The sequence below is a fragment of the Alicycliphilus denitrificans genome (genome assembly GCF_044792555.1).
Classification (GTDB): domain Bacteria; phylum Pseudomonadota; class Gammaproteobacteria; order Burkholderiales; family Burkholderiaceae_C; genus Alicycliphilus; species Alicycliphilus denitrificans_A.
This window is the reverse complement of record NZ_CP126238.1, coordinates 2,017,212-2,032,835: the sequence shown is the minus strand read 5'-3', so window position 1 is coordinate 2,032,835 and position 15,624 is coordinate 2,017,212. Positions and strand designations below refer to the sequence as shown.

Sequence of the window (15,624 nt, the reverse complement as noted above, 5' to 3'; positions counted from 1 at the left end):
ACCCGCCCCTATTGCACCGCGCCACGCAGCAAGCCCGCCAGCCGGGGGGCGGTCACCTGCAAACAATATTCCTGCTCCACCCGCAAGCGCCCGGCCTGCCCCATCTGCTGGCGCAAAGCAGCATCTGCCAGCAACTTTGCCAGCGCAGTCACCCACGCCTGCGCGGTGTCGGCAAGAAAACCGTTGCGGCCCTGTTGCACGATGTGGCCATTAACCCCCACCGGGCTAGCCACCACGGGCAAACCGCAGGCCATGTACTGGATGAGCTTGTAGCCACACTTGCCCCGCTCCCAGGGTGAGTCAAGCAGTGGCATCACACCTATATCGCAAGCAGCCACATCGGCAACCTCAGTGTCTTCAGCCCAATCCACCAGTTCCAGCGGCACCCCGGGCAAATCCACCAGAGCACCAATCACTCGCAACACAAACGGCTGCTGAGCCGCCAGATCTTGCAAGGGCTGGTGCAGCAACTGCAAATACTGTGCGGTGCTGGGCGAGCCTATCCACACAATGCGCGGGACATTTTCAGTAGGCTTGCGCCCACTCGGCCTGGGGTAGCGCTGCAAGTCAATCACCGTGGGCAGCGGCTCCACCCGCTGCGCCCCTGCCGCCTGAGCACGCTCAGCCAAATAGGGGTTGCCGGCCATCACCAAATGGCTGCGCGCCATCAGGCCATCCAGCCGCCGGCCATACAGCCAGCGCACAGCCGCCAAACGGTGCCGGTCGTAGTTATGAAAAACCGCGTCGTCGTAATCCAGCACAAAAGGTACACCGCGCAGCAAACCCCGCTCCAACCACAGCGGCCACATGGGCAAGGCCTCTTTTTCTATCCACAGCACATCAAACCGCCCGCGCTGGCGCAGCGCCGCCACGCGCCCGGCAAAACACCGCGCAGCCAGTGCCAGGCCGTAGCCCCCACGGGCATAGCGGGTGGTCAGCGCCGCATTGTCAAACAACACCTGGGGGTGCACATGAATGTTGTGGACTTGCAGGGCTGGCACATAGTCCAAAAACCGCAAACGGCTGGATGCCCCCAGTGCCCCATAACGCGTAAGCGCCAGCACCTGCAAGGGGCGGCTCACCGCGTCGCCCCCTTGAACACCCATTGCGGCAGCCAGCGCCACAGCATGGCGTAGGCAAACCAGGTCTCCTTACAAGTAGTCCAAGACCGCCGCCCCAACGCCAAGGCCGTGCGCGACAACGGTTCCAGCAACAAGGTAGCCGTACAAGTCAGCGCAAAACCCGCCGCGCCGAAGTGCTTGTGCGCATACAGCAAACGGCTGCGCAGCGAATAGAACAAGCGGCGCGCCTTCACCTGGTTGGATGTGCCGCCACCCGCGTGGAAGGCCTGCACATCCGCCAGATACACACTACGCCAACCGGCCTGGCGGGCGCGCCTGGAAAAATCCACCTCTTCAAAATACACAAAAAAACGCTCGTCAAAACCACCCAGCGCATCAAACACCGAGCGTCGCACCAGAAAGAAGGCGCCAATCACCTGATCCACATCCCGCGTGCTGTCATGCGGCCATTCCGCCATGGAGTGGCCCAGGCGAGGAAACAACCGATCCAATCCCAACGCATGAGCCACAAAACCCCAGGGCGAGGGAAAGCGAGCACAGCTACGCGCCACATGGCCTGTTTCATCTTTGAGTCGCACGCCGCAAATACCCACGTCGGCATTGCGTGGGTCTTGCATGAAGGCCAACGATTTTTCCAGCGTGCCGGGGTAAACCGCAGCGTCGGGGTTGAGAAATAGCAAAAACTCGCCCTGTGCATGCTCGGCGCCCAGATTGCAAGCCTTGCCAAACCCCAAGTTTGTACAGGATAAAATTAGCGTAACACTATGAAAATCCGCAATTAATTTCGCAGAATCGTCGCTGGAGAAGTTGTCTATCACGATTTTTTTTTCAATAACCGTGCTAGATAGAGAATCGAGACACAATTTAAGTTGCGACCCAGAATTCCAATTAACAACAACAATGTCTATTTTTTTCATGCGAAAAAATTATCGATGTAAATCATTTTATATGCCAAATAAATAGACAAAATAGAAAACAAAAACTGACACACCCTTAAACCAAATCCACTCAAAAAAGACAGCCAGATAAAATATGAAAAAAACGTCATTTCAAACAAACGATGCGCAAAAACAGGAATGTCAAAAAACAACCACCAAAGCACAAAGCCATAACATGAAATATAAAAGAAAGGCTTTGCATTTTTTGGTATATTTCTGAAATTAAAAACCCCAATCATTAAAATAAAAAACAAAATAATATTTCTACTCGAAAAAATATTTGGCTCTTCATTCTTCACACTCAAAAGCGTAGAGTTTAACTCGGACACATAATTCACAATCAACAATTTTCCAGCAAAAAGAAAAAGTAGGCCAAAAAACATTTGCCAATACTTTAGCGTACCATTGCCAGAAAAATATCTCCACAACAATACAAAAGGCAAGAAGGCAACTACAGAATAATGCAAAAATATCGCAGAAAAAAACAGCAAAAAAACCAATATTTTATTTTTCTCCACACACAAAAAATATAAAGCCAGATACAAAAATCCCAAAGCGAGAGATGCTCTATACTGCGTGAGCTCGTGCACGGGGAAAAGTAACAACAAATACAAAAATACAAAAAATGGGAAATTGCTAAATTTGCTTAGCACAAAAAATTTAAAAAACAACCCGATGAAAACTATCAAAAATACAAAAAAAGAAAAATCATTAACTATCCGCTTAATTAATACGGATAGCCAAACAAACAGCGGCTCAAATCTACCAGAATAATTAAAATCTACGTCATCGAAGAAGAAGTAATATGCTTGCGCGTCCGGGCTCTCTCCAAAAAATTGGATTGCAGCAAGATAGGAAAGTATAAAAACAAAAAAACTAAACGCAATTTTTTTTGTTGCAGTTTTAGTCACGCGCGGCATATGAAAACTTTTGCCTCATTATTAGTTAATTTATTTACAAAACTCATTTCCTAGATTTTTATTTTTTATGCTTGAAAAATGATTAAATTTAAAATACCACAACAACCAGAAAATCACCAACTTAGTTTTATGAGAAATATATTTAATAAACGCATGCATTTCCAAATAACTTTCTCTTTTATTCCGCTTTTTTTATGATTGCCATTGTGTTTGAAAAATTCATTTTTTAGCCGATGATCCGGCGAGCCTAGAGAGACAACTTTTACCTTAGATTCTTCAATAGCCCTAACGAGGGATATCTGATCTCTCCCTGAAGAATCTTCAACAAATTTAGCCCACCAGCAATCCATTAATTTTTTCATTCTATTATTATGCTTTCTTATCATTACCCCTGTCTCGAAAAGGCCCCCATTTTTTTTTATTCCAGACCTCCTAAGCAAATGCCTGCTAGTTATTAATTTTTTTAATGAAATCTTCACATCCAGAAAACAAGCATCAACCTCATCGTAAACACAATTTCTTAGAGGATGATTGTAAATAAAAACATCACCTTCTGATGAATACACCTTTTCCATTAGAATGCTGATATCACCTACAATTTCAATATTGCCGTCAACCCAAACAGACATCTCATATTTTTCGAGCAACGGATTAAGGTGAGGCACAATTTTATAATATCTAGCAGTTTTATTTCCAGGGCTATTGTTTTCAATACGAACATCAGTCCATCCACTAGGAATATTCACACTTCCGTCATTAAAGCAAAAATAATCCGCAGATGGAAGAACATGTCGCAAAATAGGCAAATCATCATAACTGCCAGTAACGCAGGTATAAACAGCAATTTTTTTCATGCCAAAATATTAAACTCAATTAGTCATTATCTTTTATACCGCCACGTCACCTCGCAGCACAAACCAAAACCAATAAATTTTTAAGAGTGAAATTTATCTCCAGGCTGCACACATACATCATGCGCAACAAATACATTTAAGACGAATTCAATATCCTTAATCGTTTACAAATAATTTATTTTTCAAAAATAAAAAACTGATGATAAGGATTCTCTGGCACTCTGTACGTTTTGACGATTTTCATTATTTTTGAAAAATCAGAAATTATTCGAGCAATTGGATATTTTTGCTTATTTATTTCCCAATAGTGCTCGCCATCAAAATGGTGTATTGGCAATTTAAATTGCGGTTTTGCTATAAAAAAATCATGAGCGCCATATTTTGGAATGTGAAAATGATACCTCCACAGGGTTTCCGCATTAGGCAAACTGATAACCACATAATCTCGACAAACTCGTGACATTTCACTAAATATCTGCAGGGAAATTTCATACGGCACATGCTCCAGCATCTGGAATGCGCATACCACATCGTAGCTTGCATCCCCAAAAGGCATGTCCACTGCTGAAGCCAAATAATCAGGATTCAACTCTGAATCAAGATCTAAGGTTTCGACATTTATATTAAAAGTTGCCGCAACTTTCTTAAATACCCCCGGCCCAGGTCCGATTTCAAGTACATTATTAGGATTTAGCTTTTGAACTTCATGGATTTGATGCCAAACACTAATCCAACGCTTCTTGTCCATGTATTTATTGAAGCTATAGTGTGATTCGCCAACTTGTTTTTCGAAATTCATAAAATTAAATTTTTCTCGCGGTATTCACATCGGAACTCAAGGCGACGACCCAGAGAATTAAAACCGCATACATGACTGCACCAAACACAGAAAAAATAGCAACCGCAACAATATCACTGTTGTAGATTACATAACCAATAAAAATAGCGAGAACTTTAGCGAAGGCGCTAAATATCTCATAAACAAGTAAGCCGCGCTGGATTCGCAGGGCAGGAATTGCAGCAACCGCCGGCTTGTTAATATATTGAAAGAATATCCACACCGACAGCCATTGAGCGTAAGCCCCCGCCATTCGCCACTCGGAGCCCAAGATAAATTCAAATATTACTGGACCCGCAAAAATTACAATCAAAAATGCAGGAGCCCCAGCCAAAGTCAAGCCCAGTGTCGCCTTGATAATTAGTTTTCTTACATCTTCTCCGCGCTGTATTGCTTCATTGATACGCGGATAAAAAACCTGCATTACAGAGCCGCTAATAATAATAGATGGCGCACCCAGAACAGAAAAAGCAATCAAATAAAACCCAACCGATGCAGGGCCAAAATACATCGAAAACATCAAAACCGGGAGGTTGTGTGATATTGCATTAATAAAAACCTGCGGCGCTCGGAGCAATGGAAAGTCGTAATATTTTTTGGCGATAGAAGAAATATTTAATTGTCTTTTAGGTTTTTCGATCGGCCTCTTCTCCAAAACATGTATTTTTCGATAACCAAAAGCCATCATCCCTGCACTCAAAACTCCACCGAAAACATTTATGACGATAAGTGTGGTCGCAGTAGAATTCACCACACCAAGTCCGACCTTGAAAAAATTAATCGTTAGCGATTGCAATGCCGTAACCTTGGCGGTCAATAAAAAAGCTTTTTTACGAATCAACCATTGTCCCGTCACATTTCCAAAAACAGAAACGACCATAGCGACGGGGATTAGATACATAAATGCCAAAATTTCTTTTGCGCGCAAAAATGAAAGAATTTCATCGCCGCATATAAATAATAATACAGCAGCGAACAATGACATGGCTATGCTAACGCATATCGATAGATGGACAATCCCCATTGCATCTCCATCCGTTTTCGGGAGAATAATGGCAGCGGGATAAGTCAGGGCGGCTATGGTCGCCATTACTCCCGCAACAGTTATAAAAACACCTTGGATTCCATACTCCTCAGGGCCGTAAATGCGTGTTATTAGTGGCATAAAGGCCATTGTAATGGCCTGCGAAGCAGCCGTACCAGTGACCAATGTAAGCACATTCAGCACAAACGGGCGCTTGCTAAAGCAGATGATTTTTTGATGCAGTTTTAAAAAATACGCACGCATTTAAAAAATGACCTGTATAGGTATAAATAAAAAATCACAGCGCTTAATAAATAATGTCCCGGCCGTAATGCTGGCCGGTGTGGATGAGCTGGTAGTCGAATTGGTCGCTGGTGTTTGGCAGCGCCCGAATGATGGGCGCGATTTTCATGAAGTTGGGGCGCGCGCCAGCGACCAGGGTGATGTGTTTTTTTATCGGGGTGCTCATCGCACGCCCCCTTGCACGCAGCGCATTAAATATTGGCCGTAGCCGTTTTTCAGCAGGGGTTGGGCCAGTTGCTGCACTTGCTCGGTGTCGATCCAGCCCATGCGCCAAGCGATTTCTTCAGGGCAGGCGACTTTCAGGCCCTGGCGATGTTCGATGGTGGCGATGAATTGGCTGGCATCAAGCAGGCTTTCGTGGGTGCCGGTGTCCAGCCAGGCATAGCCGCGCCCCATGAGCTGGACGTTAAGCTGTTGTTGCTCCAGGTACAGGCGGTTGAGGTCGGTGATTTCCAGCTCGCCACGGGCGGAGGGCTTCAAGCCCTTGGCGAGTTCCACCACTTGGCTGTCGTAAAAGTACAGGCCGGTGACGGCGTAGTTGCTTTTGGGTTGGGTGGGTTTTTCTTCCAGGCTCAGCACTTGGCCACTGGCGTCAAATTCAGCCACGCCGTAGCGCTCGGGGTCATGCACATGGTAGGCAAACACGGTGGCGCCGCTGCTGCGTGCGTCAGCGGCTTGCAGCAGGGGCTGGAAGTCGTGGCCGTAGAAGATGTTGTCGCCCAGCACCAGGGCGCTGGGGGCGTCGCTCAAGAAGTCTTCACCAATCAAGAAAGCCTGTGCCAATCCGTCCGGGCTCGGTTGCACGGCGTATTGCAGGTTGAGGCCCCACTGGCTGCCGTCGCCCAGCAGTTGCTCAAAACGCGGCGTGTCTTGCGAGGTGCTGATGATGAGGATGTCTCGTATGCCCGTCAGCATCAGGGTGCTGAGCGGGTAGTAGATCATGGGCTTGTCATAGACCGGCAGCAGCTGTTTGCTAATGGCGAGGGTGGCCGGGTGCAGACGGGTGCCGGAGCCGCCGGCCAGGATGATGCCTTTGCGTTGCTGTGTCATGGTGTTCCTCTCAAACCTGTTCATATTGTTTTTGGAGCCAGTCACGGTATGCACCAGACTGCACGTTGGCGACCCAGCCGGGGTTGTCCAGGTACCACTGCACGGTCTTGCGGATGCCGGTGTCGAAGGTTTCCGCCGGCGTCCAGCCCAGTTCGCGCTCGATCTTGCGTGCGTCGATGGCGTAGCGCCGGTCATGGCCGGGGCGGTCTTGCACGTAGGTGATTTGCTGGGTGTAGCTGTGGCCGTCGCTGCGCGGGCGCAGTTCGTCGAGCAGCGCGCAGACGGTCTTGACGATGTCGATGTTGGGCTTCTCGTTCCAGCCGCCGACGTTGTAGGTCTGGCCCACCCTGCCGGCCTGCAGCACGCGGCGGATGGCGCTGCAGTGGTCCTTGACGTAGAGCCAGTCGCGCACCTGCATGCCGTCGCCGTAGACGGGCAGGCTCTTGCCGGCCAGGGCGTTGACGATCATCAGCGGAATGAGCTTTTCGGGGAAATGCAGCGGGCCGTAGTTGTTGCTGCAGTTCGTCGTCAGCACGGGCAGGCCGTAGGTGTGGTGCCAGGCGCGCACCAGGTGGTCGCTGGCGGCCTTGCTGGCGCTGTACGGGCTGTTGGGCTCGTAGTTGTGGGCTTCGGTGAAGGCAGGGTCGCTGGGCGCGAGCGTGCCATAAACCTCGTCAGTGCTCACGTGCAGGAAACGGAATGCTTCTTTATCTGTAGCTGGCAGCGCTTGCCAGTAGTGCCTTGCAGCCTCCAAAAGCCTGAAGGTGCCGACCACGTTCGTCTGGATGAAGTCCTCGGGGCCGTGAATGGAGCGGTCCACATGGGATTCGGCGGCGAAGTTGACGATGGCGCGCGGGCGGTGCTCGGCCAGCAGGCGCTCGACCAGGGCGGCGTCACCGATGTCGCCCTGCACGAAGAGATGGCGCGCGTCGCCCTGTACGCTCTGCAGGTTGTGCAGGTTGCCCGCATAGGTGAGCTTGTCCAGGTTGACCACCGGCTCGTCGCCGTGGGCCAGCCAGTCGAGCACGAAGTTGGCGCCTATGAAGCCGGCGCCGCCGGTGACAAAAATGGTCATGCTGAAACTGCGGTGTGTTGAACGTACCAAGGCATTGCTAATTTGACCCCCTCACCAACGCGCTGCGTGGGCACGTAGCCCAGCAGGCGCTGTGCCTTGCTGATGTCGGCCAGGCTGTGGCGCACGTCGCCCGCGCGAAAGTCGCGGTACACGGGCTGGGCGCCCTTCAGGTGGGGGTAGTGCGGCAGCAGGTTGCGGTGCAGCTGGGCATACAGCTCGTTCAGGCTGGTGCGGTCGCCCACGGCCACGTTGTAGATTTGGTTGAGGGGGGATTCTTGGGGGATGCCCTCACCCCCGCCCTCTCCCAGGGGGAGAGGGAGTGAAGCTGGGCGGGCTGCGACTGTGGCGGCCAGCAGGTTGGCCTGCACCACGTTGGCGATAAAGCAGAAGTCGCGGCTGGTTTCGCCGTCGCCGTTGATATAGACGGGCTCGCCCCGGATCAGGCTGGCAATCCATTTGGGGATGACTGCGGCGTAGGCGCCTTCGGGGTCTTGCCGGGGGCCAAACACGTTGAAGTAGCGCAGCCCGATAGTGTTAAAGCCGTAGCAGCGGGCAAATACATCGGCGTATAGCTCGTTGACGTATTTGGTGACAGCGTAGGGGCTGAGCGGCTTGCCTATGGTGTCTTCTACCTTGGGCAGGCCGGGGTGGTCGCCATAGGTGCTGCTGCTGGCGGCGTAGGTAAAGCTTTGCACGCCCTGGCCCGCGTTGGCGTCGCGCGCGGCCACCAGCATGTTGACAAAGCCGGTGATGTTGGTGGCGTTGGTGGTGATGGGGTCGGCCAGGCTGCGGGGCACGCTGCCCAGCGCGGCCTGGTGCAGTACGTGGTTGACAGGGATGGGCGCAAGGGAGCCCTCACCACGGCCTTCTCCCGGAGGGAGAGGGTGGAAAACCATTGCGCGCTGGCAATCGGCCAGGTTGCGGATGTCGCCTTCGATGAAGTGAAAGCGTGCCCATTGCTCAGGGCTGACCAGTGATTGCACCTCGTCCAGGTTGCGCTGGTGGCCGGTGACAAAATTGTCCAGGCCCACCACGCGCTGGCCTAGTTTGAGCAGGGCTTCCAGCAGGTTGCTGCCGATGAAGCCTGCCACGCCGGTGATAAGCCAGGTGCGCGGGGTTTGGCGCAACTGGGACTGCAGAGTTTGGTACGCAATGGGTTCTTGCATGTGCATCAGTTTTGATAGCTTCTAACGCTTATCGAATAAGGGCCAGAGGCCGTTTTTTCCTGAGTAGCAACATATCTCAGACGCCTTCTTTGCGCATCGTCATTCCCGCGAAGGCGGGAATCCATGGCTCCCTGCAAAGGCTGGATGCCCGCCTACGCGGGCATGACGGTACTTTCTGAGGCATGTAAATAATCAGGCGTTTTTATGCAAATTGATTAGAGGCAGCTTGCAGCTTGCAGCTGCAATGCTGCGCTACAGCCGTATATCTGCAGCGCCCAGCGGCAAGAGCCCCTTGACGTCAAACAGCACGGCGCCGGGCTGGCCCAGGGCCTTGATGCCTACTTCGCCCAGCGCCACAAACTGCTGGTGGGCCACAGCCAGCACGATGGCGGCGTATTGGCCGGGGGCGGGCAGGCTGGCCAGGCATTGCAGGCCATATTCGTGCTGGGCCTCGGCGCGGTCGATCCAGGGGTCGTACACATCCACCTGGGTGTTGTAGCCCTGCAGGGTGCGCACGATGTCTACCACCTTGGTGTTGCGCACGTCGGGGCAGTTTTCCTTGAAGGTCAGGCCCAGTACCAGTATCTTGCTGCCCAGCACGGGCAGGCCCTTGCGCAGCATGGTTTTGATGGTTTCGTCGGCCACGTGGGCGGCCATGTTGTCGTTGACGCGGCGGCCCGCCAGGATGACCTCGGGGTGGTAGCCCACTTCGACGGCTTTGTGGGTCAGGTAGTACGGGTCCACGCCAATGCAGTGCCCGCCCACCAGCCCGGGGCGAAAGGGCAGAAAGTTCCACTTGGTGCCTGCGGCCTGCAGTACCTCCAGCGTGTCGATGCCCAGTTTGTGGAAGATCAGGCTCAGTTCGTTCATCAGGGCGATGTTGATGTCGCGCTGGGTGTTTTCGATGACCTTGGCGGCCTCGGCCACCTTGATGCTGCTGGCCTTGTGCGTGCCCGCGGTGATGATGGCGGAGTACAGAGCGTCCACTGCATCGGCCACTTCGGGCGTGCTGCCGCTGGTCACTTTTTTGATGCTGGGCAGGCGGTGGTCTTTGTCGCCGGGGTTGATGCGCTCGGGGCTGTAGCCGCAGAAGAAGTCCTGGTTGAACTTCAGGCCGCTGGCGCGCTCCAGCTCTGGCACGCAAACCTCTTCGGTGGCGCCGGGATAGACGGTGGATTCGTAGATCACCACGTCGCCTTTTTTCAAGGCTGCGCCCACTGTCTGGCTGGCTTTGATGAGGGGCGTCAGGTCGGGGCGGTTGGCCTGGTCCACGGGGGTGGGCACGGTAACGATGAACACCTGGCAGCTTTTCAGGTCTTGCGCATCGTGGCTGTAGCGCAGGTGGCGGGCGCCTTGCAGTTCCTCTGCACTGCATTCCAGGGTGTGGTCTTGCCCTCTTTGCAGCTCCTGGATACGGCTGGCGCTGATGTCAAAGCCCAGCACATTGCGGTGTTTGCCAAATTCAACCGCCAGCGGCAAGCCGACGTAACCGAGGCCGATCAGGGCGATTTTTGCGTTGTCGAGGTGCATAGTTTACTATTTTTTTGATAGCTTTTGGCGCTTTATTGGCGAAGGTTTTCACCTGTTTTCGCGTTTGATGAATAAGTGCCGCCAAAAAGAGTCCTGGCATTTTAAATGGGTAAATTTTTGTATCGCTTTCTTTTGACCCAGCGGCTCGCCGAACTTGAAAATCGTCGGCTGCAGATTCAGCCGGCCGCGTCGCCCTGCCGGGACTCCCCTTCCTTGCGGCCGGGCACGGTTTCGCCCAGGAAGTCCAGAAAGCTGCGCACCGCCGGCGACAGCCCGCGGCGCGAGGCAAATACCGCGTGCACGATGCCGGGTGGCTGCGACCATTGCGGCAGCAGCCGCACCAGCTGCCCCTGCTGCAGCTCGGCCTGGCACAGGTAATCGGGCAGCCAGCACAGGCCCGTTCCCGCCAGGGCGGCATGTTTCAGCGTAAGCAGGTCGTCGGCCACGTAGCGCGGCGTGAACTGCACCGTTTCCTCGCGCCCGCCGGGGCCGATCAGGCGCAGGCTGGCGCGCCCGTCGGCGGCGGACATGGCCAGCGTGTCCATGGCCTGCAGGTCCTGCAGCGAAGTCGGCGTGCCTTGGCGCGCCAGCTGCGCGGGGCTGGCCACCAGCAGCTGGCGCCCCTCGTCCAGCCGCTTGACGACCATGCTGGCGCTGTCCTCCAGGGTGGTGCGCACGCGCAGGGCCACGTCCACGCCCTCCTCCACCACGTTGACCACGCGGTTGCTGACCTGCATCTCCAGGCGCACCAGAGGGTGGCGCGCCAGAAAAACGGGCATCAGCCGCGCCAGCACGGTCTGCGCCAGCGTCACCGGGCAGGTCACGCGCACGGTGCCGCGCGGCTCGGCCTGCACCTGGTCCACCGTGTCCTGCGCGGCCTGGGCCGATTCGCGCAGCGCCAGGCAGTGGCGCAGGTAGGCCTCGCCCACCTCGGTCAGCGACAGCTGGCGCGTGGTGCGCTGCAGCAGGCGCACGCCCAGCCGCGCCTCCAGCTCGGCCACGCGGCGCGACAGGCGCGACTTGGGGATGCCCAGGGCCCGGCCGGCAGCGGCAAAGCCGCCGCGCTCGGCCACCTCGGCGAAATACAGCATGTCGTTCAGGTCTTGCATGGCTGGGGTTTCGTTCTAAATTCAGGACAATCTATCGCAATAAAGCCGTCTTATCAAACATTGGTCGCAAAACGACAATACAACCATCGCCCATACACAGGGTTTGTTCTTAGACAGGAGATTCCATGCAACTGCTGCACATCGATTCCGCGATCACCGGCGACCAGTCCGTTTCGCGCCAGCTCACGGCCCAGATCGTTGAGGCCTGGAAGGCCAGCCACCCGGCGACACAGGTGAGCTATCTGGACCTGGTGGCCGAGGCCCCCGCGCACTTCACCATGGACGCCATGGCCCCGCGCACGGGCCAGACCGAGGGCCTGAGCGAGGCGCAGCAGCGCGAGAACGCCGTGTCCGAGCGCCTGGTGCGCCAGTTCCTGGCGGCGGATGTGGTGGTGATCGGCGCGCCGTTCTACAACTTCAGCATTCCCACGCAGCTCAAGGCCTGGATCGACCGCATCGCCCAGCCGGGCCGCACCTTCCACTACACGGCCAACGGCCCCGAAGGCCTGGCCAAGGGCAAGACGGTGGTCGTGGCCTCCAGCCGGGGCGGCGTGTATTCCACCAGCGCGGCCGGCCAGGCCATGGAACACCAGGAGAGTTACCTGCAGACCGTGCTGGGCTTCTTTGGCGTGACCGACGTGCGCTTCGTGCGTGCCGAGGGCGTGGCCCTGGGTGCCGATGCCAAGACCCAGGCCATGGCCGCCGCCACCCAGGCCATCGCCGCCGAGGTGCAGGCCGGCGCCGCCAACCAGGAGCGCATCAGCCAGGCTGCCTGAGCCCGGCGAAACATCACCACTTCAAAAAGTACCGTCATGCCCGCGTAGGCGGGCATCCAGCCTTTGCAGAGGGCCATGGATTCCCGCCTTCGCGGGAATGACGGTGCGCAACATGCCGCAGAGGCCCCTCACCCCTCCCTCTCCCCAAAGGGGCGAGGGCGATCGGTCGCGCCGGTTTTACTCCCTCTCCCGCCAGCGGGAGAGGGAGAAGCAGCCGCCAAGCCTTATCAGATTGTTCGACTCCCTCCCCCTCTGGGGGAGGGCTGGGGTGGGGGCCTGCCACCTGACCATGAATGCATGCCTGGGTGCACAAGCCAAGCCCCCATCCCCACCTTCCCCCAGAGGGGGAAGGAGCCTGAGTGCCTAAAACGCACCCCAGGCGGGCGATATCCGCTATTTTATAAATAGCAACTCATCAAGCGCTGTGTCGCTTCACCCAGGCCACGAACTGGTTCATCCAGCCCTGCAGGAAGGCCTTGCTGCCATCGCCGATGCTACCGTCCGCGTTGAACAGTCCGTCCTTGGCATGGATGAAGGCCTCGGGCTGGCCCAGCGTGGGCATGTCCAGGTAAGCCAGCACATTGCGCAGGTGCTGCTGTGCCATGGCCGTGCCGATGCTGCCGATGGAGGCTCCGATCACCCCCGCTGGCTTGCCGGCCCAGGCGCTCTGGCCGTAGGGGCGCGAGGCGTTGTCGATGGCGTTCTTGAGCACGCCGGGGATGGAGCGGTTGTACTCCGCCGTCACGAACAGCACGCCCTGCGACGCGGCGATCTCTCCCTTGAGGCGCAACACCGGCGCGGCCTGGTGGCCATCGTCGTCCTGGTTGTAGAGCGGCAGGTCGTCGATGCGCGGCTGGTGGAACTCGAAGTCCGGCGGCCCCATGCGCGCCAGCGCATTGGCAAGCTGGCGGTTGAACGAATCCTTGCGCAGGCTGCCAACGATGACTGCGATGCGGTATTTGCTCATACAAGGCCCTTTCATCAGAATTCACAACCGCCAGGCGGTTCCCGGCATCCTATGGGCAGCGGCGTCCCAGCGCTGTCAGACAAGGGCCTGTCGCCCCCGCACTCACCAGCCGGCCAGCACCGAGCCCTTGAACTGCGTGTCGATGAACTGGCGGATCTCTGCGCTGTGATAGGCCTTCACGAGCTGTGCCACCCAGGGCTTGTCCTTGTCGGCGGCGCGCACCACGAGCAGGTTCACATAGGGGCCGTCGGGGCTTTCCTGCGCGATGGAGTCGGTCTTGGGATTGAGTCCGGCCGAGATGGCGAAGTTGGTGTTGATGGCCGAGGCGTCCAGGTCGTCGAGCGAGCGCGGCAGCTGCGCGGCGTCGAGCTCGATGAACTTGAGCTTCTTGGGGTTGCCCACCACGTCCAGCGGCGTGGCCTTCAGGCCCGCGCCGTCCTTGAGCTTGATCAGGCCCTGGGCCTGGAGCAGCAGCAGCACGCGGCCGCCGTTCGTGGGGTCGTTGGGAATGCCGAAACGCGCGCCCTCTTTCAGCTCGGCCAGCTTCTTGATCTTCTTGGAATAGATGCCGATGGGGAAGTTGACCGTATTCGCCGCCACGGCGAACTGGTAGCCGCGGTCCTTGATCTGCGCGTCCAGATAGGGCTTGTGCTGGTAGCTGTTGGCGTCCAGGTCGCCGGCCGCCAGTGCGGCGTTGGGCTGCACGTAGTCGCTGAATTCCACCATCTGGATCTTCAGGCCCTGCTTCTCGGCAACCTTCTTGACCTGCTCCATGATCTGCGCGTGCGGGCCGGCCGTGACGCCGATCTTGAGCGGCTTGTCCTGCGCCAGCGCAGTGCCGGCAATGCCCGCGGCAACTGCCAGGGCCAGGGTGGATTGGAGCAGGGAGCGTTTGGAAATCATGGTCGAGCCTTGGTCTGTGGATGCAGTGAAACAGCCCGCCATCGTAGGCCCGCGGCGACAGCACCAGAAAGAATACTTTTGCATATCCAAACAACCTGAAGGCCGCCCCACGCGCAGGATTGGGCCCTCAGTGGTGCAGGCCCTGCTCGTCGGGCTCGTCGGTCGAGGTGCTGATGACGCTGGTGTGCTGGCCCTTGGCCTTGCGCCAGGCGTAAAGGGCATAGCCCGACAGGCCGTACAAGACGAAGACGCCGAACAGCACCGTGGGCGGGTGGATGTTGATCACGGCAATGCCCAGGGCGATGAGCACGATGGCGGCAAAGGGCACGCTCTTCTTCATGTGCAAATCCTTGAAGCTGTAGAAGGGCACGTTGGTGACCATGGTCAACCCGGCGTAGAGCGTGAAGCCGAACATCACCCAGCTTGTCTGCGCCCAGGACAGGCCCAGCATGCCCTGGCCCGGGCGCACGCCCGCGTCGGTCAGCAGCCAGATGAAGCCCATGACCAGCGCCGCCGCCGCCGGCGAGGGCAGGCCCTGGAAGTAGCGCTTGTCCACCACGCCCGTGTTCACGTTGAAGCGCGCCAGGCGCAGCGCGGCGCAGGCACAGTAGACGAAGGCTGCAATCCAGCCCCAGCGCCCCAGGCCCTGCAGCGCCCACATGTAGGCGATGAGCGCCGGCGCGGCGCCAAAGGACACCATGTCGGACAGCGAGTCCATCTGCTCGCCAAAGGCGCTTTGGGTATTCGTCATGCGTGCCACGCGGCCGTCCAGGCTGTCGAGCACCATGGCGCAGAACACGCCGATGGACGCCATCTCGAAGCGCCCGTTCATGGCCATGACGATGGCATAGAAGCCGCCGAACAGCGCCGCCAGCGTGAACAGGTTGGGCAGCACGTAAATGCCCTTGCGGCGCTTGTGCACCAGGACGCCCGTGGCTTCACTGGCCTCGTTGCCATCATGCATTCAATCGACCTCCAGCGCTTTTCCGATAAGCGTAAGCAGCTATAAAAAGAGTTGTAACCATGGTTGCGCATCTGGCGCGAAAGGACGCAGTGTAGCCTTTGGCGGGCAACGCAAAAAAGGCCACC

Annotated in this window: 16 protein-coding genes; 1 reads left to right on the top strand and 15 read right to left on the bottom strand. The window is 56.2% G+C overall.

Annotation, left to right across the window (positions count from 1 at the left end):
* Positions 1-8: 8 nt before the first annotated feature.
* The 12 genes from P7644_RS09630 to P7644_RS09575 all read right to left on the bottom strand — a co-directional run bounded on the left by P7644_RS09630 (position 9) and on the right by P7644_RS09575 (position 11,889).
* On the bottom strand, positions 9-1,082 hold the full coding sequence (locus P7644_RS09630) for a glycosyltransferase family 4 protein (protein WP_404303061.1): 1,074 nt from the start codon (positions 1,080-1,082) through the stop codon (positions 9-11).
* Complete coding sequence (locus tag P7644_RS09625) at positions 1,079-1,999, bottom strand: glycosyltransferase family 2 protein (protein WP_404303060.1); 921 nt, start codon at positions 1,997-1,999, stop codon at positions 1,079-1,081. Before P7644_RS09625 ends, P7644_RS09630 begins: the two co-directional genes overlap by 4 nt.
* Positions 1,996-2,931: an EpsG family protein gene (locus tag P7644_RS09620; RefSeq protein WP_404303059.1), complete on the bottom strand. Its 936-nt coding sequence runs from the start codon at positions 2,929-2,931 to the stop codon at positions 1,996-1,998. Before P7644_RS09620 ends, P7644_RS09625 begins: the two co-directional genes overlap by 4 nt.
* A gap of 122 nt (positions 2,932-3,053) precedes the next feature.
* Positions 3,054-3,794, bottom strand: a complete 741-nt coding sequence (locus P7644_RS09615) for a glycosyltransferase domain-containing protein (protein ID WP_404303058.1) — start codon at positions 3,792-3,794, stop codon at positions 3,054-3,056.
* Positions 3,795-3,969: 175 nt separating this feature from the next.
* On the bottom strand, positions 3,970-4,593 hold the full coding sequence (locus P7644_RS09610; protein WP_404303057.1) for a class I SAM-dependent methyltransferase: 624 nt from the start codon (positions 4,591-4,593) through the stop codon (positions 3,970-3,972).
* Between the two features lie 4 nt (positions 4,594-4,597).
* Positions 4,598-5,920 carry a lipopolysaccharide biosynthesis protein gene (locus P7644_RS09605; protein ID WP_404303055.1) on the bottom strand — a complete coding sequence of 441 codons (1,323 nt, stop codon included), beginning with the start codon at positions 5,918-5,920 and terminating at the stop codon, positions 4,598-4,600.
* A gap of 43 nt (positions 5,921-5,963) precedes the next feature.
* On the bottom strand, positions 5,964-6,125 hold the full coding sequence (locus P7644_RS09600) for a hypothetical protein (protein WP_404303054.1): 162 nt from the start codon (positions 6,123-6,125) through the stop codon (positions 5,964-5,966).
* Positions 6,122-7,009 carry a glucose-1-phosphate thymidylyltransferase RfbA gene (gene rfbA, locus P7644_RS09595; RefSeq protein ID WP_404303052.1) on the bottom strand — a complete coding sequence of 296 codons (888 nt, stop codon included), beginning with the start codon at positions 7,007-7,009 and terminating at the stop codon, positions 6,122-6,124. Before rfbA ends, P7644_RS09600 begins: the two co-directional genes overlap by 4 nt.
* Before the next feature lie 10 nt (positions 7,010-7,019).
* Complete coding sequence (rfbB, locus tag P7644_RS09590) at positions 7,020-8,084, bottom strand: dTDP-glucose 4,6-dehydratase (RefSeq protein ID WP_404303050.1); 1,065 nt, start codon at positions 8,082-8,084, stop codon at positions 7,020-7,022.
* Complete coding sequence (locus P7644_RS09585) at positions 8,081-9,250, bottom strand: NAD-dependent epimerase/dehydratase family protein (RefSeq protein WP_404303049.1); 1,170 nt, start codon at positions 9,248-9,250, stop codon at positions 8,081-8,083. Before P7644_RS09585 ends, rfbB begins: the two co-directional genes overlap by 4 nt.
* 252 nt (positions 9,251-9,502) lie before the next feature.
* A complete protein-coding gene (gene tviB / locus P7644_RS09580) occupies positions 9,503-10,780 on the bottom strand; it encodes a Vi polysaccharide biosynthesis UDP-N-acetylglucosamine C-6 dehydrogenase TviB (RefSeq protein ID WP_404303048.1) in 1,278 nt (425 codons plus the stop codon).
* Positions 10,781-10,956: 176 nt separating this feature from the next.
* The gene (locus P7644_RS09575; protein WP_404303047.1) at positions 10,957-11,889 is read right to left on the bottom strand and encodes a LysR family transcriptional regulator; all 933 of its coding nucleotides are present in this window, start codon (positions 11,887-11,889) and stop codon (positions 10,957-10,959) included.
* A gap of 125 nt (positions 11,890-12,014) precedes the next feature.
* On the opposite strand from P7644_RS09575, the gene P7644_RS09570 reads away from it, so the two are divergent.
* Positions 12,015-12,665 carry an FMN-dependent NADH-azoreductase gene (locus P7644_RS09570; protein ID WP_404303046.1) on the top strand — a complete coding sequence of 217 codons (651 nt, stop codon included), beginning with the start codon at positions 12,015-12,017 and terminating at the stop codon, positions 12,663-12,665.
* A gap of 415 nt (positions 12,666-13,080) precedes the next feature.
* Here P7644_RS09570 and P7644_RS09565 read toward each other — a convergent pair whose 3' ends face one another.
* From P7644_RS09565 to pssA, 3 genes are all read right to left on the bottom strand, one after another.
* Positions 13,081-13,632, bottom strand: coding sequence for an NADPH-dependent FMN reductase (locus P7644_RS09565; protein WP_404303044.1), 552 nt, complete (start codon positions 13,630-13,632; stop codon positions 13,081-13,083).
* 102 nt (positions 13,633-13,734) lie between these two features.
* The gene (locus P7644_RS09560) at positions 13,735-14,535 is read right to left on the bottom strand and encodes a MetQ/NlpA family ABC transporter substrate-binding protein (protein WP_404303043.1); all 801 of its coding nucleotides are present in this window, start codon (positions 14,533-14,535) and stop codon (positions 13,735-13,737) included.
* A gap of 127 nt (positions 14,536-14,662) precedes the next feature.
* The gene (pssA, locus tag P7644_RS09555; RefSeq protein WP_404303042.1) at positions 14,663-15,499 is read right to left on the bottom strand and encodes a CDP-diacylglycerol--serine O-phosphatidyltransferase; all 837 of its coding nucleotides are present in this window, start codon (positions 15,497-15,499) and stop codon (positions 14,663-14,665) included.
* Between the last annotated feature and the right edge of the window lie 125 nt (positions 15,500-15,624).

What these genes read in the sequence shown, in the direction of transcription:
- P7644_RS09625 (WP_404303060.1), bottom strand. Translation starts at nt 1,999, where the DNA reads ATGAAAAAAATAGACATTGTTGTTGTTAATTGGAATTCTGGGTCGCAA.
- P7644_RS09615 (WP_404303058.1), bottom strand. Translation starts at nt 3,794, where the DNA reads ATGAAAAAAATTGCTGTTTATACCTGCGTTACTGGCAGTTATGATGAT.
- P7644_RS09610 (WP_404303057.1), bottom strand. Translation starts at nt 4,593, where the DNA reads ATGAATTTCGAAAAACAAGTTGGCGAATCACACTATAGCTTCAATAAA.
- P7644_RS09605 (WP_404303055.1), bottom strand. Translation starts at nt 5,920, where the DNA reads ATGCGTGCGTATTTTTTAAAACTGCATCAAAAAATCATCTGCTTTAGC.
- P7644_RS09600 (WP_404303054.1), bottom strand. Translation starts at nt 6,125, where the DNA reads ATGAGCACCCCGATAAAAAAACACATCACCCTGGTCGCTGGCGCGCGC.
- rfbA (WP_404303052.1), bottom strand. Translation starts at nt 7,009, where the DNA reads ATGACACAGCAACGCAAAGGCATCATCCTGGCCGGCGGCTCCGGCACC.
- rfbB (WP_404303050.1), bottom strand. Translation starts at nt 8,084, where the DNA reads ATGACCATTTTTGTCACCGGCGGCGCCGGCTTCATAGGCGCCAACTTC.
- P7644_RS09585 (WP_404303049.1), bottom strand. Translation starts at nt 9,250, where the DNA reads ATGCAAGAACCCATTGCGTACCAAACTCTGCAGTCCCAGTTGCGCCAA.
- tviB (WP_404303048.1), bottom strand. Translation starts at nt 10,780, where the DNA reads ATGCACCTCGACAACGCAAAAATCGCCCTGATCGGCCTCGGTTACGTC.
- P7644_RS09575 (WP_404303047.1), bottom strand. Translation starts at nt 11,889, where the DNA reads ATGCAAGACCTGAACGACATGCTGTATTTCGCCGAGGTGGCCGAGCGC.
- P7644_RS09570 (WP_404303046.1), top strand. Translation starts at nt 12,015, where the DNA reads ATGCAACTGCTGCACATCGATTCCGCGATCACCGGCGACCAGTCCGTT.
- P7644_RS09565 (WP_404303044.1), bottom strand. Translation starts at nt 13,632, where the DNA reads ATGAGCAAATACCGCATCGCAGTCATCGTTGGCAGCCTGCGCAAGGAT.
- P7644_RS09560 (WP_404303043.1), bottom strand. Translation starts at nt 14,535, where the DNA reads ATGATTTCCAAACGCTCCCTGCTCCAATCCACCCTGGCCCTGGCAGTT.
- pssA (WP_404303042.1), bottom strand. Translation starts at nt 15,499, where the DNA reads ATGCATGATGGCAACGAGGCCAGTGAAGCCACGGGCGTCCTGGTGCAC.